General features: G+C 49.0%; 27 protein-coding genes. 19 read left to right on the forward strand and 8 right to left on the reverse strand.

Annotated features, from left to right (window positions below):
- Window positions 1-7: 7 nt before the first annotated feature.
- From EDC32_RS14755 to EDC32_RS14775, 5 genes are all read left to right on the forward strand, one after another.
- On the forward strand, window positions 8-766 hold the full coding sequence (locus EDC32_RS14755) for a sporulation protein (protein WP_132223397.1): 759 nt from the start codon (window positions 8-10) through the stop codon (window positions 764-766).
- 56 nt (window positions 767-822) lie between these two features.
- On the forward strand, window positions 823-1581 hold the full coding sequence (locus EDC32_RS14760) for a sporulation protein (RefSeq protein ID WP_132223400.1): 759 nt from the start codon (window positions 823-825) through the stop codon (window positions 1579-1581).
- A 298-nt stretch (window positions 1582-1879) separates the two neighbouring features.
- Window positions 1880-2887 (forward strand): ABC transporter ATP-binding protein, encoded by a 1008-nt coding sequence (locus EDC32_RS14765; RefSeq protein WP_132223403.1) that lies wholly within the window; start codon window positions 1880-1882, stop codon window positions 2885-2887.
- A 1-nt stretch (window position 2888) separates the two neighbouring features.
- Window positions 2889-3674, forward strand: coding sequence for an ABC transporter permease (locus EDC32_RS14770; RefSeq protein WP_132223472.1), 786 nt, complete (start codon window positions 2889-2891; stop codon window positions 3672-3674).
- A gap of 1 nt (window position 3675) precedes the next feature.
- Window positions 3676-4461, forward strand: a complete 786-nt coding sequence (locus tag EDC32_RS14775; protein ID WP_132223406.1) for an ABC transporter permease — start codon at window positions 3676-3678, stop codon at window positions 4459-4461.
- 4 nt (window positions 4462-4465) lie between these two features.
- Here the strand turns inward: EDC32_RS14775 and crcB are convergent, their stop codons facing one another.
- Genes crcB through gerPC form a run of 3 tightly spaced genes read right to left on the reverse strand, consistent with a single transcriptional unit; the run spans window position 4466 to window position 5573 of the window.
- Entirely contained in the window at window positions 4466-4837 is a 372-nt protein-coding gene (gene crcB / locus EDC32_RS14780; protein ID WP_132223409.1) for a fluoride efflux transporter CrcB, read from the reverse strand.
- Window positions 4831-5187, reverse strand: coding sequence for a fluoride efflux transporter FluC (locus tag EDC32_RS14785; RefSeq protein WP_132223412.1), 357 nt, complete (start codon window positions 5185-5187; stop codon window positions 4831-4833). Before EDC32_RS14785 ends, crcB begins: the two co-directional genes overlap by 7 nt.
- Before the next feature lie 56 nt (window positions 5188-5243).
- Window positions 5244-5573, reverse strand: a complete 330-nt coding sequence (gene gerPC / locus EDC32_RS14790; RefSeq protein ID WP_246026966.1) for a spore germination protein GerPC — start codon at window positions 5571-5573, stop codon at window positions 5244-5246.
- A gap of 148 nt (window positions 5574-5721) precedes the next feature.
- Between gerPC and EDC32_RS14795 the strand changes: the two genes are divergently transcribed.
- The 9 genes from EDC32_RS14795 to nth all read left to right on the forward strand — a co-directional run bounded on the left by EDC32_RS14795 (window position 5722) and on the right by nth (window position 12295).
- Window positions 5722-6147 carry an Hsp20/alpha crystallin family protein gene (locus EDC32_RS14795; RefSeq protein WP_132223415.1) on the forward strand — a complete coding sequence of 142 codons (426 nt, stop codon included), beginning with the start codon at window positions 5722-5724 and terminating at the stop codon, window positions 6145-6147.
- Window positions 6148-6178: 31 nt separating this feature from the next.
- Window positions 6179-6391 (forward strand): spore germination protein, encoded by a 213-nt coding sequence (locus EDC32_RS14800; protein ID WP_029071691.1) that lies wholly within the window; start codon window positions 6179-6181, stop codon window positions 6389-6391.
- Entirely contained in the window at window positions 6391-6603 is a 213-nt protein-coding gene (locus EDC32_RS14805; RefSeq protein ID WP_132223418.1) for a hypothetical protein, read from the forward strand. The genes EDC32_RS14800 and EDC32_RS14805 overlap by 1 nt, the downstream gene beginning before the upstream one ends.
- A gap of 123 nt (window positions 6604-6726) precedes the next feature.
- A complete protein-coding gene (locus EDC32_RS14810) occupies window positions 6727-7407 on the forward strand; it encodes a response regulator transcription factor (protein ID WP_132223421.1) in 681 nt (226 codons plus the stop codon).
- Window positions 7388-8758, forward strand: coding sequence for a sensor histidine kinase (locus EDC32_RS14815; RefSeq protein ID WP_132223424.1), 1371 nt, complete (start codon window positions 7388-7390; stop codon window positions 8756-8758). Before EDC32_RS14810 ends, EDC32_RS14815 begins: the two co-directional genes overlap by 20 nt.
- Window positions 8759-9258: 500 nt before the next feature.
- Window positions 9259-9726 (forward strand): thioredoxin-dependent thiol peroxidase, encoded by a 468-nt coding sequence (bcp, locus tag EDC32_RS14820; RefSeq protein WP_132223427.1) that lies wholly within the window; start codon window positions 9259-9261, stop codon window positions 9724-9726.
- Window positions 9727-9802: 76 nt separating this feature from the next.
- A complete protein-coding gene (locus EDC32_RS14825) occupies window positions 9803-10597 on the forward strand; it encodes a class I SAM-dependent methyltransferase (protein WP_132223430.1) in 795 nt (264 codons plus the stop codon).
- Window positions 10590-11576: a D-2-hydroxyacid dehydrogenase gene (locus EDC32_RS14830; RefSeq protein ID WP_132223433.1), complete on the forward strand. Its 987-nt coding sequence runs from the start codon at window positions 10590-10592 to the stop codon at window positions 11574-11576. The genes EDC32_RS14825 and EDC32_RS14830 overlap by 8 nt, the downstream gene beginning before the upstream one ends.
- 62 nt (window positions 11577-11638) lie before the next feature.
- Window positions 11639-12295, forward strand: a complete 657-nt coding sequence (nth, locus tag EDC32_RS14835) for an endonuclease III (RefSeq protein ID WP_102991448.1) — start codon at window positions 11639-11641, stop codon at window positions 12293-12295.
- A gap of 103 nt (window positions 12296-12398) precedes the next feature.
- Here nth and EDC32_RS14840 read toward each other — a convergent pair whose 3' ends face one another.
- Window positions 12399-14117: an ABC transporter ATP-binding protein gene (locus tag EDC32_RS14840; RefSeq protein ID WP_132223436.1), complete on the reverse strand. Its 1719-nt coding sequence runs from the start codon at window positions 14115-14117 to the stop codon at window positions 12399-12401.
- A gap of 446 nt (window positions 14118-14563) precedes the next feature.
- On the opposite strand from EDC32_RS14840, the gene EDC32_RS14845 reads away from it, so the two are divergent.
- The 3 genes from EDC32_RS14845 (at window position 14564) to EDC32_RS14855 (ending at window position 16856) form a co-directional block, all read left to right on the forward strand.
- Entirely contained in the window at window positions 14564-14872 is a 309-nt protein-coding gene (locus EDC32_RS14845; protein WP_132223439.1) for a DUF4870 domain-containing protein, read from the forward strand.
- A gap of 205 nt (window positions 14873-15077) precedes the next feature.
- Window positions 15078-15524: a thiol-disulfide oxidoreductase DCC family protein gene (locus EDC32_RS14850; RefSeq protein WP_132223442.1), complete on the forward strand. Its 447-nt coding sequence runs from the start codon at window positions 15078-15080 to the stop codon at window positions 15522-15524.
- 264 nt (window positions 15525-15788) lie between these two features.
- Window positions 15789-16856 (forward strand): undecaprenyldiphospho-muramoylpentapeptide beta-N-acetylglucosaminyltransferase, encoded by a 1068-nt coding sequence (locus tag EDC32_RS14855; protein WP_132223445.1) that lies wholly within the window; start codon window positions 15789-15791, stop codon window positions 16854-16856.
- A gap of 54 nt (window positions 16857-16910) precedes the next feature.
- On the opposite strand, the gene EDC32_RS14860 is transcribed toward EDC32_RS14855, so the two are convergent.
- The gene (locus EDC32_RS14860) at window positions 16911-17315 is read right to left on the reverse strand and encodes a DUF4383 domain-containing protein (protein ID WP_132223448.1); all 405 of its coding nucleotides are present in this window, start codon (window positions 17313-17315) and stop codon (window positions 16911-16913) included.
- A 103-nt stretch (window positions 17316-17418) separates the two neighbouring features.
- Here EDC32_RS14860 and EDC32_RS16455 point away from each other — a divergent pair, with 103 nt between their 5' ends.
- Window positions 17419-17574, forward strand: a complete 156-nt coding sequence (locus EDC32_RS16455; RefSeq protein WP_158283403.1) for a hypothetical protein — start codon at window positions 17419-17421, stop codon at window positions 17572-17574.
- Window positions 17575-17715: 141 nt separating this feature from the next.
- Window positions 17716-18153, forward strand: a complete 438-nt coding sequence (locus tag EDC32_RS14865; protein ID WP_022735699.1) for a Fur family transcriptional regulator — start codon at window positions 17716-17718, stop codon at window positions 18151-18153.
- Window positions 18154-18184: 31 nt separating this feature from the next.
- Here EDC32_RS14865 and EDC32_RS14870 read toward each other — a convergent pair whose 3' ends face one another.
- The 3 genes from EDC32_RS14870 to EDC32_RS14880 form a co-directional block, all read right to left on the reverse strand.
- Window positions 18185-19537 carry an AMP-binding protein gene (locus tag EDC32_RS14870; RefSeq protein ID WP_158283404.1) on the reverse strand — a complete coding sequence of 451 codons (1353 nt, stop codon included), beginning with the start codon at window positions 19535-19537 and terminating at the stop codon, window positions 18185-18187.
- A 404-nt stretch (window positions 19538-19941) separates the two neighbouring features.
- Window positions 19942-20259, reverse strand: a complete 318-nt coding sequence (locus EDC32_RS14875; protein ID WP_022735702.1) for a DUF2614 family zinc ribbon-containing protein — start codon at window positions 20257-20259, stop codon at window positions 19942-19944.
- A gap of 152 nt (window positions 20260-20411) precedes the next feature.
- On the reverse strand, window positions 20412-20936 hold the full coding sequence (locus EDC32_RS14880) for a hypothetical protein (RefSeq protein ID WP_132223454.1): 525 nt from the start codon (window positions 20934-20936) through the stop codon (window positions 20412-20414).
- Window positions 20937-21224: the final 288 nt, after the last annotated feature.

Raw genomic sequence — 21224 nt, forward strand, 5'->3', positions numbered from 1 at the left:
ACAATGCATGATGCCGATTTTCAAATCATTGGCGAGTATCGGGATTGGGTCAGCGACCGTCGATACGCGCCTTGAATCAAAACAATTTCATCCGGGTGATACCGTCAAAGGTGAGGTGTTGGTCAAAGGGGGGCAGGCACCACAGGATATCACCACTATATATCTCTATTTGGTTGCCGATGTTTCCAAGGGTGACAAGAAGACGCAAGTGACCATTGAAAAGTACCAACTGTCCCAACCATTTACCATTCAAGCGGAAGAGCGGAAGCTGATTCCGTTCCAGATCAAGCTTCCGATGTCCACGCCGATGTCGACAGGCAATTATCCTGTCTATTTTAAAACCGGTTTGGATATAAAAATGGCCATTGATCCAACAGATTTAGATAAAATTGAAGTGTTTCCTACTCCGCTGGTGCAAAAGTTGCTCAAACAAGTGGAAGACGCAGGTTTTATCTTGTACCGGATCCACAATGAACATGATACGACGGTCAAACCGCACCCGTTTTTTCAGATGTTTCAATTCAAGCCGATGGGTCGCTACCACGGCTACGTTGATGAATTGAATATTATCTTTTTTGTCTCAGAAGTCAGCATTCATATGGAAATCGAAATGATCCGTTCAGGACGGGTACTTAACAGTTCGTTTGCGTGGGAATATCATGATCCCAATGGCACCTTGTTTATCAATGGTCAGCAAGTTGCCGATGATCCCATGTTGAAGATTCAGGAGATGTTAAACCGCAAGCCGGGCAATACCATGGCCTAAAGGCGCAGGATGCATGGCAAAAATAAATTCACTTAGAAGAGAGGGAGCTTGAGCATATGTCGTTTTTTGGTAAAGCATTAGCAAGCATCGGGGTAGGCTCCGCCAAAGTGGATACCCGCTTGGAAAAAGCCACATATCGCCAGGGGGATATCATTCGCGGGGAGGTATTCGTGCAAGGAGGACAAGCCCCGCAACTGATTGAGGATATCTATCTGTATTTGGTCATGCAGTACCAACACGAAGGGTCTGAGCATGAATACGTCATCGATGAATTCCGTCTGACGGATGCTTTTGAGATCGGTGTGCGGGAAACGCAAGTGTTGCCGTTTCAATTCCAGCTACCGTATGATGCACCGGTATCGACGGGAGGTTCTCCCATTTATGTGAAAACGGGTTTGGACATTAAAATGGCAGTGGATCCAAGTGATACGGACGGAATTGAGATTTTGCCCCACCCGCTGGTCGATACCGTGTTGCACGCGGTAGAAGAGGTGGGCTTTCGTTTGAGCAGTGTCACCTTCGCCTTTGATAAGTTTTATTCTCGCCACCCGTTTGTCCAAGAATACCGCCTTGCGCCGTTGGGGCCCTATCAAGCGGAGTTGGATGAAATCATCCTTGTCTTCTATCCGCATATGAGTGAAGTGGACGTGATTCTGTCATTGGATCGCAAAGCTGTCGACCTGATGAGTTCAATGGAAGAGGCGTTGAATTTGGATGAGCGGATCATTCGGTTCACAGTGACGCAAAAGGAAGTGGAGCATACCACTACCCAATTGCAAGCGAAAATCAAACAACTGATTGATCAGCATCTGTAAAGGAAAAAAGCCAACTTCTCACGCCGGAAGTTGGCTTTTGTACATCAGTCGGTACAATAGCCGATAGCTGAGAGAGCGGCTTAATGAAACTTTATTAAAGTAAGTTGCTTATAATGTCTTCGCAAAGAACCTTTTTTTTGGTATGCTATAGAAGGCAATGGGAAAAATGCTTTTGAAATAGACAGTAGTGGGGTATTCCATGTTGGGAATGCCTTTTTTCGTTAGTATCTATGAAAACAACAGAAGGTTATCCCAAAGCCTTCTGTTTCATGGCAGTGATTGTGAAAGGAGAGGGAGAATGCGTTCGATTGAGGCGCGTGGCCTGACAAAAGAATTTAAGGTGTATCAAAGCCGCCCGGGGCTCAAGGGGGCGTTTCGTGATCTGCTGAACAGGCAATATCGCACCATTCGCGCGGTAGATGCCATTGATTTGACGATTGAACAAGGCGAGATGGTGGCCTACATCGGTGAAAACGGAGCCGGTAAGTCGACAACGATCAAGATGTTGACTGGTATTTTGCAACCGACAGCCGGTGAATTGAAAGTGAATGGTTTTGATCCGCACCGGGAGCGGGAGAAATTTGTCAAGACGATCGGCGTGGTTTTCGGGCAACGGAGCCAGTTGTGGTGGGACATCGCTGTGCAAGAATCTTTTCGGCTGTTGAAACAAGTGTACCAAGTGCCTGACACCGACTATAAAAAACGGCTGGATCGGATGATCGAGGTGTTGGACATCGGTGGGCTTTTGGATCAACCGGTGCGTAAACTAAGTCTTGGGCAACGGATGCGGTGCGAATTGGTTGCGTCGCTGATCCACCAACCTAAGTTGTTGTTTTTGGACGAGCCGACGATTGGGTTGGATGTGCTGGTGAAAGAGAACATCCGTCGGTTTTTGCGGGAGATCAACCGTGAATTTGGTACGACTGTGCTGTTGACGACACATGACATCTCCGACATCGAAGCTCTTTGTTCCCGCGTGGTGATGTTAGATCAGGGCAAAGTAATTTATGACGGCGGTTTGCAAGAGCTGCGCCGCAATTGGGCCAAAGGGAAAAAAGTTCACTTCGAGTTGGCGCAGGAAGTGGACATGAGCGAGCTGGAAGCGAGAACGGCAGGCATGCCGATTCGCTGGGAGCGAAAAGGAGAACGGCAAGTCGTTTTGCATGTGGAACAACCTGATTTGGCAGTCTCCGACGTGTTGGCGCAAATTGTTCAGCATGTGCATATTGTCGAGATGCAGATTGAAGAAGTGTCGACGGAAGAGATTGTGCGTAAGATTTACCAGGAGGGGATGACGCTTGCTTAAAATGTATTTGGAAGTCATCCGCATCCGGTTTCTGATGATGTTGGCTTACCGCGTGAACTATTACAGCGGGATTGTCATTTACAGCATCAATATCGGCGTCTATTATTTCCTGTGGATGTCGATTTATGGGGATAAGCCATCGTTGCAGGGCCTGACTGCGGTGCAAATGGCTACCTACATCGCTGTCTCTTGGATGGCGCGGGCTTTTTATTTTAACAACTTGGATCGGGAGATTGCACAAGAAATCCGGGACGGTACGGTGGCGATCCAATTGATCCGCCCATACCACTATTTGATTGTTAAAGCGTTTCAAGGATTGGGTGAAGGCGTATTTCGTCTGCTGCTGTTCAGCGTACCAGGCATGTTGGTGGTGTCGCTTGTGTTTCCGTTGGATCTTCCCGGATTATCGTGGGATTGGTTGAGATTTGCCTGTAGCTTGTTCCTCGGATTTATCATCAATGTGGAAGTGAACTTGCTGACAGGGGTGTTGGCCTTTTTTATTTTAAACAATGAAGGGATGATTTGGGCCAAACGCATGATTGTGGATCTGTTGTCCGGATTGACGATCCCGATCGCCTTCTTCCCGGGATGGGCGCAGGCGGTGCTCAGTTACCTGCCTTTCCAAGCGATCAGCTATCTGCCCAGCATGGTGCTGGTTAAAGGCCTCTCGGGGGATGCGTTTTGGCATGCGCTCTCGGTGCAGGCGGCTTGGTGCGTCCTGTTGGCAATCCCCGTGCAACTCATTTGGCTGAGAGCGCGCAAAACCTTGATTGTGCAGGGGGGCTAATATGTTTCATCTTCGATTGTTAGTCGAGTATTTCAAACAATATATGAAGACCCGCATGTCTTATCGGGGCGATTTTTTGGTTCAATTCATTAGCAATTTTTTTCAACAAGGGCTTAATCTGGTTTTCATCCTGGTCGTGTTCCAACATACCCCAAGTTTGAAGGGGTGGAGCCAAGCTGAAGTGATTTTCATCTACGGGTATTTCCTAATCCCATGGGCGATCTTTTCTTCCTTTTTAAATCTGTGGAGTTTTAATGATCGTTATATCATCAAAGGAGAATTGGATCGGGTATTGACGAGACCGGTGCACAGCTTAGTGCAGGTCATCATGGAGACGATGTCTCCCGAATCCCTGATCGGGGTGCTGACGGGAGGCATCGTGATGGGCGTGGCCGGGTGGCATCTGGATCTGGACTGGACTTGGTATGATCCGCTGTTGTTCGTTGTATTCACGCTGGGGGGTGTGCTGATCTACGCAGGCATTTTCATTGCGCTGACCAGCATCAGCCTGTACACCGATTCTAAATCGGATATTCAACCGATTATGTTCAATATCAGCAACTACGGTCGCTATCCGACCAATATTTATCATAAAATAATTCAGTTCACTTTGACTTGGATTTTGCCGTTTGCCTTTGTCGGGTTCTATCCGGCCAGCTATCTGCTGGATCACGGTGAATGGAGAATGTACGCTATGCTTACCCCGGTGATGGGAGCCATTTATTTGGCTTTTGGCATCTTTTGCTGGAACCGCGGCATCAAGCACTACCGGGGTGCCGGGAATTAAGGCATCACAAGATGATATAGCCTGTCCAACAAGCCAACAGACCGATTGCGCTGCTGAACAAGAGATACAGTATGGCGGCCAATCGGTTTTTTGTTTGCCATAACTCCAACCATTCCACAGTGAATGTGGAAAAAGTGGTAAATCCGCCGAGAAAACCAGTGGTGAACGGATGGCTGTGCGCCAGGGCTGAGCCGAGTGATTCAGCGCCGGAAGAGCCGAGGGCGAGTCCTAGTGCGAAACAGCCGCTCACATTGATCAAAAACGTGGCCCAGGGGAAAGGGCCTCGCGAACAGTGAGCTTTGATCCATCTTCCGACAAGATGGCGGGCGACGGCGCCCATACTGCCACCGAATCCGATGCATATTGCGATTAGCATGCATTTCGTCCCTTTCCGATCTGCGCCCCCAACCACGCGCATCCAAGTCCACCGATAAGAGAGAGACTGCCATAGCCGAAAGCCACAGGGGAGGGGAGGATCAACCATTCCGCACAAAAGGTGGAAAACGTGGTGAATGAGCCGATCAGTCCGGTCGCCAATCCAAGCCGAATCCGAGGATGGAGGGGCATGCCCCGTGCATAGGTGATTAAAGCGAGAAAAAACGATCCGATCAGATTCACAGTCAATGTGCCCCATGGGAAATGAACTGCGGGAATCCATTTGGACGCGGTGAAACGCAAAGTGGTTCCGATAAAGCCGCCAATGGCTACTGCGATGATGTCGCGCATGGTGGTTCCTCCTTCACAAATCCATGCTTTTAGCATAGGGAATAGGGAGGAGCAAATCAATCCCCAGGCGGGGCTACATCCTCTGCGTCATCATTGTCACCGCCGATGTGGGTGTTTCCCTGCTGATTGACGACCTGTTCGATGATTTCACCGACACCATTTTCTTCGCCTGTTGCGGTCAGTCCGATATTCAAGGTACCGCTCAATGTTTCCACATGCAATTCATGGATTTTGTATTCGATTTTATCGATGTGAAGGGGCTTTAGCTGTTTTACTTGCTGTTGTAACGCTTCATTTTCCTTTACCAGCATTTGTAATTTATTTTCCAGCGAGTAGATCCGTTCCCAAAGCATGCGCAGGATGTGGTCGGGGTCGTATCCATGCAACCGGGGTCCCTCCTCTGTCTTCTTGTTAAAGTATATGGGGGCTGTACACCGGTTCATGCAACCTTTTGTGACAAGTGGGGGACGCAATGCATAAAATATGGGCAACTGCGGACTCATAAGTTAGGCGGGAGCAAAGGGGGAACTTGCGATGCTAAACCAACTTTCCACTAAAGGATGGAACCAATTGGCGCGCCAATTTTTGGGGGATGACTTCTTTGAAGATATCCTTTCGGCGGCGGAACGCAAGGGACCGGCAGCGGATGTGTATCATGGGAAAAATGAGGTAATTGTCGTTGTTGATTTGCCGGGGATGGATAATATTCAATCATTGGAAATGAAGGTGGAGAACGACACCTTATGGCTGTCCGGACGCTTCTCAGTCCCTTACAACGGATATCGGATGACACTGGCGGAACGGAGCCGAGGTGAATTTCAAAAATGCATTCCCTTAGGAGCCCCCGTATCCAAAAACTACACCAGTGCACGCTACCGCAGGGGGGTTTTGGAAATCCGCTTTAACAAACTTTCCGGCAAGCGAGGAACTTCCAAACTGAGAATCAAGGAGACATCCTAACATGAGACCGGTGTAAAGGGGGGAAACGCACTTGGGCACCATCAACAACATTTTTAATGTGAAGATCAACAGCGTTTCCAGCGCGGCGACGATCAATTTCGGAAGCACCATCAACATTGGGCAAGAAGCGTTAACCAAATCACTTGGGGGATCATCACCTGTAGGTGACTTCCCGCGTAACATCGATTTGGAAAAGAACGTCTATCTCGATCCTGATTTCTTTGACGGGAGCGGTGGTGGTTAATGATTAACATCTATATCCGCGCGATCAAAATTAATGCGGTGTATGATGCCGCTTCGCTCAATGTCGGTACCACTTTTAATCTGGTCAATAAGGCCGCCGGGGAGGAAGAGCAGGAAGAGGTACCGCAACCGACCCAGCCCCCAACGGAGCCTGGCACACCACCACCCTTGCCTCCCGGACCTATCGGGCCAGGCCCCCGTAACCATGATTGAAACTAAGCCGGGAAAAGGTGTATGGGGGGATGTCTCTTATCATCGCAAGAATCAACGCTTACTCGGAAACGTCCAGAATCGGAGTATAATGAAACGGAGAAGGCATGGCAGTAGGAGGATGGCATGAGTAGAAACGTGTTGTTGGTGGAAGACGAGGGGAACATCGCCCGTTTTCTCCAATTGGAGCTGGAATACGAGGGATATCGGGTAACCGTCGCGCCAACGGGCAGGAAGGCGTTGGAGTTGTGGGAAACGGACCAATGGGACATGTTGATATTGGATGTGATGTTGCCTGATTTAAGCGGCATGGAGATTTGCCGCCGCATCCGCGGGCAAAGCCAGGTGCCCATCATCATACTGACGGCGCGCGATGCGGTGCCTGACCGGGTGAGCGGTTTGGATGCTGGCGCGGATGATTATCTGACCAAACCGTTTGCCATTGAAGAGCTATTGGCGCGCATGCGAGCGATTGAACGGCGGCAATCGCAATGGAGTCAACCGCTGACCAAGCTCACACTCGATCCGTTGGTTGTTCTGTTGGAAGAACGGACGGTGACGGTGGCGGGAAAAGAGTTAAAATTGACGACGCGCGAGTTTGATCTACTCGCCTACTTGATGCAAAACAAAAACCATGTGTTGACCCGGGAAATGATTCTTGACAAAGTGTGGGGGTATTCATATACGGGCGATACCAACGTGGTGGATGTTTACATCCGCTATTTGCGCGTGAAATTGGAGCAAATGGGATGCCAAAACATCATCGAGACGGTCAGAGGGGTTGGCTATGTTATTCGCGAACATTAAAATGCCCATTCGTTGGCGTTTGTCGTTGCTGTTGACAGTGGGCTTAATCGGCATTCTCGTTTTGTTTCACATTTTCGTGTACTTTGCTCTGAAAAATTGGCTGGTTCACACCGAAGAAACCGTTCTTAAGAGCAAACTGGCTTCGATCAAGCAGGTTCACGAACAGAAAGAACTATCGGAATTACCCTATTCGGTTTGGTTGCCGTCACTGATCGAACACGGTCAGGCAGTCAGGATCATTTTCGCCGGTAAAGCCGCTGGCGTTGTGGACAAGGGGATTCCTTCTGAAGTGTTTTTGCGGGAGGGACAAGCTGCTCCCCGGCGGAGATTGGTGCAGGTGGGTTCAAAAAGTGTCCTTATTCTGACCACGCCGATTGAGCGGGATCGGGGACGCATCGAGCTGTATACCGATTTTTCCTTTGCCACCCAATATTTGCACATGGCCTTGGGCGTATTGATCACAGCATCCGTGGCTTTGCTCTTGTTTGTCTTGGTCGGTGGGTATCTGACGGTCGCACTAGCGTTTCGTCCGGTGTCAAAGATCATCCAGTCCGTGCAGACGCTAGATCCGGGGCAACCGGGCCACCGCTTGGAAATACCAGCTACAGGGGATGAGATTGCGTTGCTGTCCAAGGTATTTAACTCGCTGTTGGATCGCATCTACACCAGCATGCAGAAGCAAAATGCCTTTGTCAGCGATGTATCGCATGAGTTGCGAACCCCGATTGCCGTCATCCGCGGATATGTAGGCTTGTTGCGGCGGTGGGGGCTCAGCCGGCGGGAAGTGGCCGAAGAAGCGCTGGCGACAATGGATGAGGAACTGGATCGGGTGGAAAAGCTCACTGAGCGCTTGCTTCGGTTGGCCCGGTTTGAAGTGGATGAGCCGGCAAGCGAGATGGAAGCATTTGCGCTTACTACCGTCGTCTCTGAGCGGGTGAAGCGGTGGCGGCATGTACACCGCACCTTGACAATCGCGTATGAGGAGCCTGAGCAGCCGCTGGATGTGATCGGCTGGCGTGCCGACATGGAAGAATTGTTAGATATCTTGCTTGATAACGCCGGAAAGTACACCGGAGATGGCGGCTTAATCACCGTCTCCTGCACCAAAGAAGGGCAATGGATCGAACTTATTGTGCAGGACACAGGACAGGGAATCGCGGCAGACGAGTTGCCCCGGGTGTTTGACCGCTTTTACCGAGCGAAAAGGCACATTTCACAAACCGGCAGTGGGTTGGGATTGTCCATCGCGCAAAAGATTGTGGAGAGGGCACAAGGAAAGATGGAAGTCCAAAGCAGGTTGGGATTGGGCACCAAGGTAATTGTTCGTTTGCCTGTACAACCAGGGGTGTAAGCGCGAAGGTCCTTGTCTACAAGTGTAGCGTTGAACTTTATAGCTTTACATTTTTTCGTAATCGCTTTTTGTTTCTAATCTATTTTTAATCTGATTTTTATGATAATCTCACTTAACCCTTCTATGATGAAGATACATCATTTTAATATGAATGAAAGGGTTGAGCGAGATGAAAGTGATTGCCGAAATCCTGATCATGCTGTTAGTTGTGCCGGTTTGGGGGATTAAAGCGGTCTTCTCGCTCCAAAGTGTACAAGGGATAATCAAGTATTTTCTTTGATAAGCATTGCCTTATACGGATTTAAAGATAAAAACGGGGAATCTCCGAGTGACTGGAGTTTCCCCGTTTTTTTATGTTGGTGCCGGAGCCGGATAAACCAGCGAAACCCGCTTTTTCCAACATGTTTTCCAAAAACGAATGGATGTGGCGCCGATTTTGGTTTTCCAGCGCGTAACATGGTAGAATGGGGTCAATCATAATGGATGGTGGAGGTGTCAAGATGTTAAAGGTAGGAGATCCGGCGATTGAATTTACATTGGATGCAACCAATGGCCGAAAAGTATCTTTATCTGAGTTTCGGGGCCAAAATGTCGTGCTTTTCTTTTATCCCAAAGACAACACCCCCGGCTGCACCATGGAGGCTTGCGAATTTCGCGATAAACACGCCGCTTTTGCGGAGTTGGACACCGTTGTGTTGGGCATTAGCCGCGATTCGATCGCATCTCATGAGAAGTTCATCAAAAAACACGACTTGCCGTTTTTGTTGCTAAGCGATCCGGATGGGACGGTATGCACAGCGTATGACGTGTTGAAAGAGAAGAACATGTTCGGTAAAAAATCCATTGGTATTGTGCGGTCCACGTTTGTCATCGATCGCGAAGGCAAGCTGGCCAAAGTGGATTACAAGGTGAAAGTGGCCGGCCATGTGGAAGAAGTGTTGAATTTTGTTCGTGAACAGTTGAAGTAATCGATTCTTGTTGCCGGCGGTTTTCCTAGATTGGGAAAACCGCTTCTGATTTCATCACGATAGAAAGGTGAGTGGGATGGAGCATTACGCATATGATTTGCCTGATTATTATGATTGGACCTCAACGGGATTAGATCGGGATGTAACTTACTATGTGGATTTAGCAAAAGCAAGTGGCGGACCGGTATTGGAATTGGGGTGCGGGACGGGGAGGATCAGTTTGGCGATTGCCCGGGCAGGAATTCCTGTTGTCGGTGTAGACAATTCGCCAGCCATGCTCAACCGTGCCCGGCAGAAAGCAGAACAGATGGAGCTTGCTGACAAGATTGAGTGGATCGAAGCGGATATGACTCGCATGGAGTTGACAGGGCAGTTTCCGCTGATTATTATTCCTTATCGTTCCTTTTTGCACTTGTTAACTGTTAATGACCAAGTGGAGACGTTGAAGCGTGTTCGGCGTTATCTTACCGATGATGGCCTTTTTGCTTTTAATATTTTTGTACCCAAACTGTGGGACTTGATTGAAAAGGACAGCAAACTGTCGTATTGTGGCGCTTTTCCCGTCCCTGGAACACAAGAGTTGATCGAAGTGAACGATTACACTGAATTTGATCATTACCGTCAAACTGCCCGTGTCATCCGTTACATGGATCGTTATGACAAGGAGGGGCGGCAACTGGAACGGGTTCGCGCCCAATTTGACTTACGCTACTTGTATCCGACGGAATGCTTTCACTTGTTGACACTGTGCGGTTTTCAGATCGTGAACAGCTATGGTACGTTTCACCGCAGTGCATTTGATGAATTCAGCGAAGAATTGATTATTGAAGCAGTGAAGCGGCAGATTGGGAGGGAAGACCGACATGGATGAGCGCCGGATGGGGAAACAGAGCACTGCGGTCAGGGTCGTGTCAACGGCCAAAATCAGTAGTAAGCATCAGCAAGCATTGACCACGGAATATCCGCATGTCCGCTTCTCTTTCTTCGATCATATCGAACAAGCAGCAATGGCTTTGCCTGATGCGGAAGTGATGATTACTTACGGGGAAGACCTTGATGAAGAACGGATTGCCCAATGCCGCCAATTGCGCTGGATTCACGTGATTAGCGCTGGTCTGGAGAAGATGCCGTTTCAAGCGATCAGCGCGCGTGGGATTCGAGTGACCAACGCCAGGGGCATTCATGCTATCCCTATGTCTGAATACGCACTGGCCGTTATGTTGCAGATTACTCGGCGAACGGATCAGATGCGGGACTTGCAACGGGAGAAGCGGTGGGATCGCACCATTCGCGTGGGAGAGTTGGCGGGGCAAACGTTGCTTGTGTTGGGGGCGGGAGCGATTGGGCAAGCCATCGCTCAGAAAGCGCAAGCGTTTGCCATGACAACGATCGGAGTCAATACAGACGGTCGGGAAACGCCGTACTTTGATCGCATGGTGAGCATAAGCCAACTGCACTTGGTGCTGGGGCTTGCCGATTTTATCGTGTTGACTGTGCCCCAGACCCCGGAGACCGTCGGGTTGATCGGTCGTGAGGAATTGAGCAAGATGAAGCCGTCGGCCACCCTCATCAATCTCGCCCGCGGAGCCGTGGTGGATGAGATGGCACTACTCGACGCGTTGCGGGAGCGAACCATTGCCCAGGCTGTATTGGATGTGTTCCAGCAAGAGCCGTTACCGGCATCACATCCTTTCTGGGAGCTGGACAATGTGATTCTCACCCCCCATCTTTCCGGTCGTTCACCTCGCTACATGACCCGAGCACTGGAGGGATTCCGTCGCAATTTGGACGCCTACTTGCAGGGTGCGCAACGGTTGGAGAATGAAATCAACGCTGAGAGAGGCTACTGAGCCCATGCTATAATGGATAAGGCTTGATTGTGACAGATGACCAGGGAGAGGAGGGAGAGCGCATGAAGCCAAAACCAAAACGGGTTCCGACCAGAAAGATATTGGACATTCTGGCGCAGATGTACCCGGATGCCCACTGTGAGTTGGAATACCGCAATCCGTTTGAATTATTGATCGCCACAATCTTGTCGGCACAATCCACCGACCGGCAAGTGAACAAAGTGACGGCGGGACTTTTCGCCAAATTCCCCACCCCTGATTCGTTTCTCACCTTAACCGAAGCGGAGTTGGCGGAGCATATCCGGGGCTTGGGTTTGTTTCGTAACAAAAGTAAAAACATCTTGAAAACCTGTGAGATTTTGGTGGAGAAATACGGAGGAGAAGTGCCGCAAGACCGGGAGAAGCTAGAGGCGCTTCCCGGCGTTGGACGCAAAACGGCCAATGTCGTTCTGAGCAACGCTTTTGGTATACCAGCCTTGGCTGTCGATACCCATGTTCAGCGTGTCGCCAACCGCCTAGCCCTCGCCGACAGCGAAAATGTGCTCGAGACGGAGCGCCAGCTGATGAAACGCGTCCCCCGCGCCGAGTGGAGTGATACCCACCATCGCATCATCTGGCATGGCCGCCGCATCTGTAGCGCTAGGAGCCCCAAATGCCACCAGTGTGATCTGCATCCGTATTGTTGGTATGGCAAACAGGTGGAACCAGTGAAGAAATAGGACAAAAAGCTGACAAGAAATCTTGTCAGCTTTTTTATTCATTGCTCGCAATAGAAAGCTAGCAGTAAAACCAATCATGTGTACATCGCTTTGGCCGTGTTCCTTACACCCATTCAAATTGGGCTTGGTGCAAACGATGATAGTGGCCTTGCCGAGCCATCAATTCGTCAAACCGTCCTTCTTCGGCAATGCCGTCCGGGGTCATTACAACGATGCGGTCGGCGTGCTTGATGGTGGCGAGGCGATGGGCAATTACCAAGGTGGTGCGGCCAGTCGACAATTCGGATAGCGATTTTTGAATGGCTGCTTCTGTCTCGGTGTCTAGTGCTGAAGTTGCTTCATCCAAGATCAAGATTGGCGGATTTTTGAGAAAGATTCTGGCGATCGACAAGCGTTGCTTCTGCCCGCCCGAGAGTTTGACCCCACGCTCACCAATTACGGTGTCCATCCCTTCGGGCAATGACCGAATCCACTCATCCAATTGCGCGCGCCGGGCCGCCTCCCACACTTCCTCCTCCGAGGCATGCAGTTGGCCATAAAGAATGTTTTCCCGAATGGTGCCGGCAAATAAAAAGACGTCTTGTTGCACAATGCCAATCTGGCGCCGCAATGAGGCTAGCTTGATCTGCCGAATGTCCATACCGTCGATGGTAATCCGTCCTTGATCTACTTCATAAAATCGCGGTAGCAAACTACACAGCGTTGTTTTCCCCGCTCCGGAGGCACCGACAAAAGCCACCGTTTCCCCCGCTCGAATGGTCAAGTTGATCGATTTGAGCACAGGTTTGTCTGCTTCATAGCTGAAAGTTACATTTTCATAGCGGATGTCGCCCCGCAGTTGTGTTACTTCCACGGCATCGGGTGCGTCCGCAATGTCAGGTTCGGTTTCCAACAATTCGATATAACGTTTAAATCCAGCAATCCCTTTGGGATAACTTTCAATAACAGCGTTAATTTTTTCAATTGGCCGGAACAAGATATTGGACAGAAGCACAAATCCGACAAATTCCCCGTAGGTCAATTCGTTGCGAATTACAAACCAAGTGCCGCAAATCAAGATGAACAGTGTGACCAAACGCATGAGCATGTAACTGATTGATAAGTTCATCGCCATGATTTTATATGACAGCAATTTTGATAAGCGAAATCGCAGATTATTTACAGAGAAACGAGATCGCTCATGATCTTCATTGGCAAATGCCTGTACTACCCGCATGCCGCTCACATTGTCTTCCACCGTTGCATTAAAATCGGCAATATCGGAATACAATTGATAGACAGCCTTCGTCATCTTGCGATTAAACATAATGGTCAACCACAATAAGACAGGAATCACGAGAAAAGTGAGTACCGCCAGCTTCAAGTGAATCATAGCCATAAAAAGGAAGGCCCCCATCAAGGTCATGATGGCGATGAATACATCTTCCGGCCCATGGTGTGCCATTTCTCCGATTTCCATCAAGTCGTTGGTGAGACGGGACAGCAGATGACCCGTTTTATTGTTGTCAAAAAAGCGAAATGACAGCTTTTGAATATGATCGAATAATTTACGGCGCATATCTGTTTCGATATTGATACCCAGCATGTGACCCCAGTAAGTAACAACATACTGCAAACCCGCACTAAGCCCGTACAGGGCGAGCAAGCCCGCGCTGGCCCATAAAATCAAAGGCCAATCTCTGCTCGGTAACAAGCGGTCAATAAACTGGTTTACCACCAATGGAAAACCCAATTCCAACAGCCCGGCGAACACCGCGCAAGTGAAATCGAGCAAGAACAAGCCTTTATAGGGCTTGTAATATGAGAAAAACTTGCGAAGCATATCCTTCCTCCTTTATTGCAGGTTTATTTCGACTAAGACATCTCGGCAACATCGTTGACAGCGTACTTTCTAATAGTAACGGAAAAAAAAGAAATGCAAAATAAGGCATGTATTCTGTCGTACTTAAGAATTGTGCCAGTAGTCAAGGAGAACCAGACGAAGCGGGCGTTGTTGTATTGATATTGCTTCAGTAAATAACACGCATTTATCCAGCAAACACTATGGGATGAGTGGATGAATGGTGTGAAAGCGCAGAGAACGACGCGCACAAATTTTTTTGAAAACATAACATTGTTGTGTTTGTTTGATTGGTGAATATGAATTCTTTGTAAATCAAAGGTTGTTATCAGGTGTATTAGCATAATTTTGTGTAACAATGTTTTATTTCTGTGAGAGCGGGTATATCATGGGTGTGAAGATCACTCGAATATGAGGAGGGTTTTATCTTGCATGGCAAATGGCTAAAGGTATTGGTCCATGCGAGCACCTGGTTTGCGCCAGTGTTGTGTCCAATCATTGTATATCTCATTTCTAGCGATCGCGATGTTAAGCGGATTTCATTGCAGGCGCTCGTATTTCATGTGATTATGGCCGGTTTGATTTGGCTGTCCAGCCTTTTGTCGTGGCTGTTGATCGGCATTCCGTTCTTAATCGTGTTCGCACTGATGGCCTTCTTCTGCCCGATCAAAGGAATTTTGCGGGCGCTGAATGAGAAGGAGTACCATTACCCCTTTACGCGTTGGGCGATTAAATGATTTGATTTGAAGCGTATATGGCCAGTGTGATAATCAAGGTTTGTTTTTTAAAAGCCCCTGACCGTTTTGCCCTTTTCATCAATGTATAGAAAAGGGCTTTTTTTGTGTGTTTGTAAAGCAAAAGTTCAGCTTTGCCGCCCCCTCTTTTGTGGGAAAATAAGGAGGAGATGGAGGGGATCGCTTTAACGGAAGGGGGCATCTGGTCATGGCGCAGAGGCATCTCGGTGAACATCCCATTGTTTTTTTTGATGGGGAATGCAATTTTTGCAATGGCCGGATTAACTGGATCATAAAAAAGGATCGGGAGGGGTTGTTCCGGTTCGCTACGTTGCAGTCAACTTTTGCTGAAGAGGCGTTTCGTCAGTCGCCGCTCGGTCCCGTTTCTCTTGATACGATGGTCTTATATGAAGGAGGCAAGTGGTATACTGGGTCAACGGCAGTGTTGCGCATCTGCCGCCGGTTGCCAGGGGGATGGAAGTGGCTCTCACTGCTCTTATTTATTCCTCGTCCGCTCAGAGACTTAGGTTATCGCTGGTTTGCGGCCAACCGTTATCGGCTGTTTGGCAAAGGCGAAACATGCATGATACCAACCCCGGAAGTGCGGGCGCGGTTTTTGGGGTTGGGGAATGGGCAGGAAAGAGTGACTGAATGAACACAATGGACGAAGCGTTGGCTATGTTGGCGGGCAAGCATGCCGAACAAGTCCAAAAGCATGCTGGGAGTGTTATGTCCCTGCATGCTTTTTTTGTGGCGTGATATCTGCTTGTTCAGCATGGCGCAGGGGGGAGTAACGCGGACGCCCGCTTTGGGATGAAAAATGCTCTCCATCTTGTCATATACTTTTCGATAAAGATTCATTTAAAACTGATAAAATGAATGGTGTTATTTGAAATGTGGATAGAAGAGGTGGAACGGGATGAAGAAAAAAATCATTTTTACGGGCGGGGGCACGGCGGGCCATGTGACGGTCAACTTGGCATTGATTCCTAAGTTTGCCCAAGATGGTTGGGAGATCAAATATATCGGTTCGGAAAATGGGATTGAGAAACAATTGGTGGCACGGCTGGATCGCGTTCCCTATGCCGGCATTTCTACGGGGAAATTGCGCCGCTATTTTGACTGGAATAACTTTAAAGACCCATTTCGCGTGATTAAAGGAATTTTTCAAGCATATAGCCTCATCAAACGGGAAAAGCCCAACATCCTTTTTTCCAAAGGTGGTTTCGTCTCCGTACCTGTGGTGTTAGCTGCGTGGTTGAATCGAGTACCTGTGATTATTCACGAATCAGATATCACACCGGGGTTGGCCAATAAGATTGCTATGCCGTTTGCAACCCGGATTTGTACGACTTTTCCGGAGACGGCCAAAGGGTTGGACCCGAAAAAAACGGTTTATGTGGGCGCCATCATTCGGGATGAATTGAAACGGGGGAGCCGGGAGCGGGGATTGACCCTCTGCGGATTCCAAGCGGATAAGCCGGTGTTATTGATTATGGGAGGAAGCTTGGGATCGCAAAAGATCAACCAAGTGGTACGGCAAAACCTCGACAGTCTGATGCGTTATTTCCAAATCGTGCACCTGTGCGGCAAAGGCCAAGTGGATGAATCATTGATCCGCCCCGGATATAAGCAATTTGAATATGTCAATGAGGAATTGGCCGATGTGATGGCGATGGCGGATATGGTAATTTCTCGTGCAGGCTCTAATTCCATTTTTGAATTTTTGTACTTGAGAAAGCCCATGTTGCTCATCCCACTTTCCAGAGCTGCCAGCCGTGGGGATCAGATTTTGAATGCGGAGTCGTTCCGTAAAATGGGTTACTGTGATGTGTTGCAGGAGGAAGAGCTCACCACCAAAACATTCCTGCAAAAAGTACAAGAGGTCTTTAACAACCGTGACCGGTATATTGCCGAGATGTCCAAAAGTAATTCCGATGAAACGATGAAGCAAGTGATTGATATGATTAAGCAACTGGCCAAATAAAAACGACTGAAGAGTGAAAAGAAGCAGCCCGGTAGATGTCGGGCTGCTTCTTTTTTACGGGTTTTCGCCCCGTGATTGCACCTGTTCTTGAGTCTCTTTTGCCGAAGAGCGTTTGAAGGCGCCGTCGATGATGCCCCCAGCGTACAATGATGCGGCTCCGATCAGGAGATGAAGGGTATCCATCCCCGCAGCGGATGGAAGTACGCCTAACAGATTGTCTGTGAACAACCCCCAGATGGCCGCCAACAGATACAGGCCGCCCAATCCCAGAGAGGTCCAGCGTCGCGCTTGTTCTTGCTGGCTCACAGCTAAAAATACGCCCCCGCTGATCAAGTGAATCAAATTGTGTGAGAGGGTCGGGTGGAACAAGTCATGCCATGCCCCGGTGTCAGGGATCACCAAGCCTCCCACTCCCATGGCTAACAATACACCGCCGATGGTTTGCATCCAACGTTTCATTATGGATTCCTCCTCCTTTGCGCAACATGGTACATGTATATGTCCCTTAAGTAGACAAGATCACTGCCAAAGAGGGAGAAAATTTTCCAACTTAAATTAGGGGATGTTAGAAGGAGAACATGCTGATTATAAAGAAGAGATTCAAGATGGCTATCTAGGGTGTTTCTGGCAAATCATGTTGTGCGGGGAAGAAGCGGTGGAAAAATCGTTTCTCGAAGAACGACGATGCATAAGTGAAGCGAATGAGAAATGGTTTTGAGACGCTGGCCTATTCATTAGACATTCCTTAGCTCACATGGATCGCTTCATTGACAAACCGGCCCTGCAAGCCGTAGACTAATTATATCTATTATTAATTAATAATCGTTATCTAAACGGCGGAGAAGCGAGGTGTATACAAATGAGCAACAACCGCCTGGCTGAAGCTGTGGAGCTGTTGAAAGGCATTGGCGTACGGATGACTCCCCAGCGGTATGCTATTTTAAGCTTTCTTTATTCGACGATGAATCATCCCACCGCAGATGAGATATACAAGTCGTTGGAAGGTAATTTCCCCAATATGAGTGTAGCGACTGTGTACAATAATTTGCGTGTGTTCAAAGAGGCCGGACTGGTGCGGGAATTAACCTATGGCGATGCCTCCAGCCGCTTTGATGCCAATATGATGGATCATTATCATGTGATCTGCCGGGAATGCGGCAAAATCACCGACTTTGACCATCCGCCGTTGTTCCAAATGGAGGAACGAGCTGCCGAATCGACTGGATACCAAGTTGAATCGCATCGTATGGAAATATATGGGTTGTGCCCTGATTGCCAATCCCACCGTACGCAATGAAAGGCACCCTGCACAGGAAGCAGGGTGCCTTTCATTTGTTTGCTGACTGTGATAAGGCAAGTGGTTTTGTCTCTTGCGAGGTGGGCTTCCGTCCTTTGAGGTACAGTTGCCCTCCGCTACCTTTTACGGCGAGATCGCCTGTGTGCAACCAACCAGCGCTCATGCCCGGATGTTTGACCAGGAGTTCGCCATCGGGAGAGATACGCGTTTCCACTTGCGGCAACAATTGATATGAATCTGGATCAGATTGGTAGCTGTATTGACAAGCGATAGGACAACCGGTTTCCGCGATGCCGTACAGAGATGCCAACGGGACTCCTAAGTGGCCGAAAAATTCATGTAAGGCGGGAGCCAGCTGATCGCCGCTGATGACCAAACGCAAGCGGCTACCCAATTGCTTGTGCAAAGACGAGAATGAAAGCAAATGGGCCCAAGCGTAACCAAAGCGCCATCGGCTGGGAATAGGGGTGTCCCGACCCGCGCGGCGGTACTGATGGTATTTGGTGGCTAGACGCATGGCGTGGTTAAACGCCAATTTGCGCCAAAGTGCTCCTTGGATGTGCTCCCACAGCTGTTGTTTCATCTGTGTAATGGTCCTAGAGTCGGTGACGAGAAGCGTTGGTTTATGTTGTTGCAATTGCTCAATAATCGGCTTGCCATCCGCAATCGTGACTGTGGCGCCATGGCCAAGTGCCAATAGATATCCCGTCAGTCGGGCATGCAACACGGCGAAAGAGGAGTGAACCAACAACTCATCTTGTTGTTGCTGGGGATGCAGATAAGCCATGCCGTCCAAACTGTACAAAAGTTGCGCATGAGTCAGTATGATGGTTTGGGTTTCGCCGTTTGCGTCATCCACAAGCTGGATCGTAGCCGGATCGGAGGGCTGGACGGCGGGATATGCCCAGTCCAATTCTTCCAAGGCGATGGTTTGTCCGAGTTGGATGAGCGTGTCAAACCGCAGGGCTTTTTGTAAAGTGGGCGGGTTTTCGGTCAACTGGATGATATGGCGGACGTTTTGTGGTGGATGGGTCAAGCCTTTGGGTGCATGGGTTGAGCCGATGATAACTACCTCCGCCTCGGTTTGTTCAAGCCACTCGTTCCATTCTTGCTCATTGGCATCTGGGGGCAGAGGTACAGTGATGCCGCCTAGGCTCATGATGGCAAAATCGCACAAGATCCAACGGGGATGGTTTTCGGCGATGAGTGCTACTTTTGTTCCTTGTCTGACACCGAGGCGCTCCAATCCAAACGCGATGTCCCGCACCGTGTTCCAACATTTTTGATAAGTGAGCGCTTGGCCGTGATGGCGAAGCGCGGTCTGATCGGGGTGTTGCTTCACCGCTAGGGCCAACATTTCCACCAGGTTGTGGGGTTTCAACACAAAGAGGCCCCTCCTTTCGGACTTGGCAAGAATTAACTTAATTATAGTCATTTGACGGACAAAACAGAAGAGTGCGAATGCGCTGTCGGGAACATGGCGTGCATGGTCAAAAGGAAAGCCTTCCCTTATATGCGGAAGGCTGAGCTTGTCGACAATGCGGGGCCGATGTTTGATTTTGCGCACAGTGGGCAAGAGCTCCGCTTGCTCCAAACTCCTGGTTCATGGGTTTGCCCAAAATAAGTTTCTTTGGCGTTTGACTATAGGGGTGTTTGATAAAAAAGGCCAGCCGCTCCAAAATCCTTTTCTCATTCGCTTCACGCGGTGCTAAGCGTTCTTTGAGAAAAGGGTTTTCCTCCGCTTCTTTCTCATCAACTTAATTTAAGACATACTGGTAACACCCGTGGTTAAGGTTTGTCTGCGGGAGCTGGTGCATCTTTGGGGTCCATGGACAACACCGCTTTGCAATGCATGCATTGGTCGCGTTTTCCTAGCATTTTGGTATGGCGGTCGCACACGGGACATACGACCTGCGCCGCTTGGGTGGACAAGATGCCAATCCAAAAGTAGATTCCCACGCTCGCCAATACAAACAAGATACCTAAGATGAAGAATAAGGCCATAAGCTTTGGAAACGCAAACCCGATATACATAACCCCGATTCCCACAAAAATCAGGAGCAGGGCGAAAGTGCGGATTTTGTTCAGTTTACCCGACAGGAGCATGATAAAATTCCTCCGTGAACCGTAATTTGTTCAATCAGAATGATTTTATCATGATTTGATTTTTAACTGCAATGTAAAGAGAGACAGCAAAGGCGATCATCCCAGGTTCCATTTCGCCGCTTGATTAAAGAGGGGATGATCGCCGGACGTCCTCAGTTTGGTCTGCGTTGTCGGTGTATACGGGGTCGTGGCCGATATTTGTGTGCCCTTGACGATGGACCTGACTTCGGTGCGAAGGGACTAAATACGGTTCCGGAGAAGGTGAGCGGCAGGATGAGATCGACTTGCTCAATGAAGTCGGAGTGAAGGGTGGCAGTGACAAGATAGACGGCTTCTTTATGCGATTCTGAGATTTGATCGACAAAGTGAAGGGGGACGGATGTGATGACTGGGTCAGTGGAACCATTGCTGAAAGTTTCGAGCCACCGAATTAATTCTTGCTTGGTTTGGTCGTTTTCGCTGGAACGGTAAATCGCTGTTTCCAAGGAAAATGATTGCCCTTCCTCGGCATGTAAGAGAAAAGTGCCCTTCAGCTCTACGGTCTCTCCGCCTTTCAATTCATTAAAGGAAAGCCGGGTCAATTCAGCTTCTGTGTCTGTCGTGATAGCCCTGAGAACGACATCCTTGCTATGGGTGTGCTGAGTGATGGATTGGAAGTCGCGCACGTAAACGGACATGTTCGCACCTCCTGTTTTTTTTCAGGATATTCAATCGGGTTCTCTGTGGCTCTCGGGCAAAAACGCAGATTTGTAAAATGGGTTTGTTGGTATTTGGAGTGGAGAAATATTTTTTATAAAAAAGTGTTGACGGATGAATAATAAGATGATAATATCTTATTTGTCGCCGCGATGAGCGGTGCAAAATGATATGAAGTGTTCCTTGAAAACTAAAGAGTGACAACGTGACCTGTCAATTCATTGAGCATAGACTCAAACCTCAGTTTCACACGTTGGTGTGAAACCTTT

Source organism: Laceyella sacchari (assembly GCF_004343255.1).
GTDB classification, from domain to species: Bacteria; Bacillota; Bacilli; order Thermoactinomycetales; family Thermoactinomycetaceae; genus Laceyella; species Laceyella sacchari.

Coding starts and splice junctions, on each gene's coding strand:
- EDC32_RS14755 (WP_132223397.1), top strand. CDS start 8: ATGATGCCGATTTTCAAATCATTGGCGAGTATCGGGATTGGGTCAGCG.
- EDC32_RS14760 (WP_132223400.1), top strand. CDS start 823: ATGTCGTTTTTTGGTAAAGCATTAGCAAGCATCGGGGTAGGCTCCGCC.
- EDC32_RS14765 (WP_132223403.1), top strand. CDS start 1,880: ATGCGTTCGATTGAGGCGCGTGGCCTGACAAAAGAATTTAAGGTGTAT.
- EDC32_RS14770 (WP_132223472.1), top strand. CDS start 2,889: ATGTATTTGGAAGTCATCCGCATCCGGTTTCTGATGATGTTGGCTTAC.
- EDC32_RS14775 (WP_132223406.1), top strand. CDS start 3,676: ATGTTTCATCTTCGATTGTTAGTCGAGTATTTCAAACAATATATGAAG.
- crcB (WP_132223409.1), bottom strand. CDS start 4,837: ATGCTAATCGCAATATGCATCGGATTCGGTGGCAGTATGGGCGCCGTC.
- EDC32_RS14785 (WP_132223412.1), bottom strand. CDS start 5,187: ATGCGCGACATCATCGCAGTAGCCATTGGCGGCTTTATCGGAACCACT.
- EDC32_RS14795 (WP_132223415.1), top strand. CDS start 5,722: ATGCTAAACCAACTTTCCACTAAAGGATGGAACCAATTGGCGCGCCAA.
- EDC32_RS14805 (WP_132223418.1), top strand. CDS start 6,391: ATGATTAACATCTATATCCGCGCGATCAAAATTAATGCGGTGTATGAT.
- EDC32_RS14810 (WP_132223421.1), top strand. CDS start 6,727: ATGAGTAGAAACGTGTTGTTGGTGGAAGACGAGGGGAACATCGCCCGT.
- EDC32_RS14815 (WP_132223424.1), top strand. CDS start 7,388: ATGTTATTCGCGAACATTAAAATGCCCATTCGTTGGCGTTTGTCGTTG.
- bcp (WP_132223427.1), top strand. CDS start 9,259: ATGTTAAAGGTAGGAGATCCGGCGATTGAATTTACATTGGATGCAACC.
- EDC32_RS14825 (WP_132223430.1), top strand. CDS start 9,803: ATGGAGCATTACGCATATGATTTGCCTGATTATTATGATTGGACCTCA.
- EDC32_RS14830 (WP_132223433.1), top strand. CDS start 10,590: ATGGATGAGCGCCGGATGGGGAAACAGAGCACTGCGGTCAGGGTCGTG.
- nth (WP_102991448.1), top strand. CDS start 11,639: ATGAAGCCAAAACCAAAACGGGTTCCGACCAGAAAGATATTGGACATT.
- EDC32_RS14840 (WP_132223436.1), bottom strand. CDS start 14,117: ATGCTTCGCAAGTTTTTCTCATATTACAAGCCCTATAAAGGCTTGTTC.
- EDC32_RS14850 (WP_132223442.1), top strand. CDS start 15,078: ATGGCGCAGAGGCATCTCGGTGAACATCCCATTGTTTTTTTTGATGGG.
- EDC32_RS14855 (WP_132223445.1), top strand. CDS start 15,789: ATGAAGAAAAAAATCATTTTTACGGGCGGGGGCACGGCGGGCCATGTG.
- EDC32_RS14860 (WP_132223448.1), bottom strand. CDS start 17,315: ATGAAACGTTGGATGCAAACCATCGGCGGTGTATTGTTAGCCATGGGA.
- EDC32_RS16455 (WP_158283403.1), top strand. CDS start 17,419: ATGTTAGAAGGAGAACATGCTGATTATAAAGAAGAGATTCAAGATGGC.
- EDC32_RS14865 (WP_022735699.1), top strand. CDS start 17,716: ATGAGCAACAACCGCCTGGCTGAAGCTGTGGAGCTGTTGAAAGGCATT.
- EDC32_RS14875 (WP_022735702.1), bottom strand. CDS start 20,259: ATGCTCCTGTCGGGTAAACTGAACAAAATCCGCACTTTCGCCCTGCTC.
- EDC32_RS14880 (WP_132223454.1), bottom strand. CDS start 20,936: ATGTCCGTTTACGTGCGCGACTTCCAATCCATCACTCAGCACACCCAT.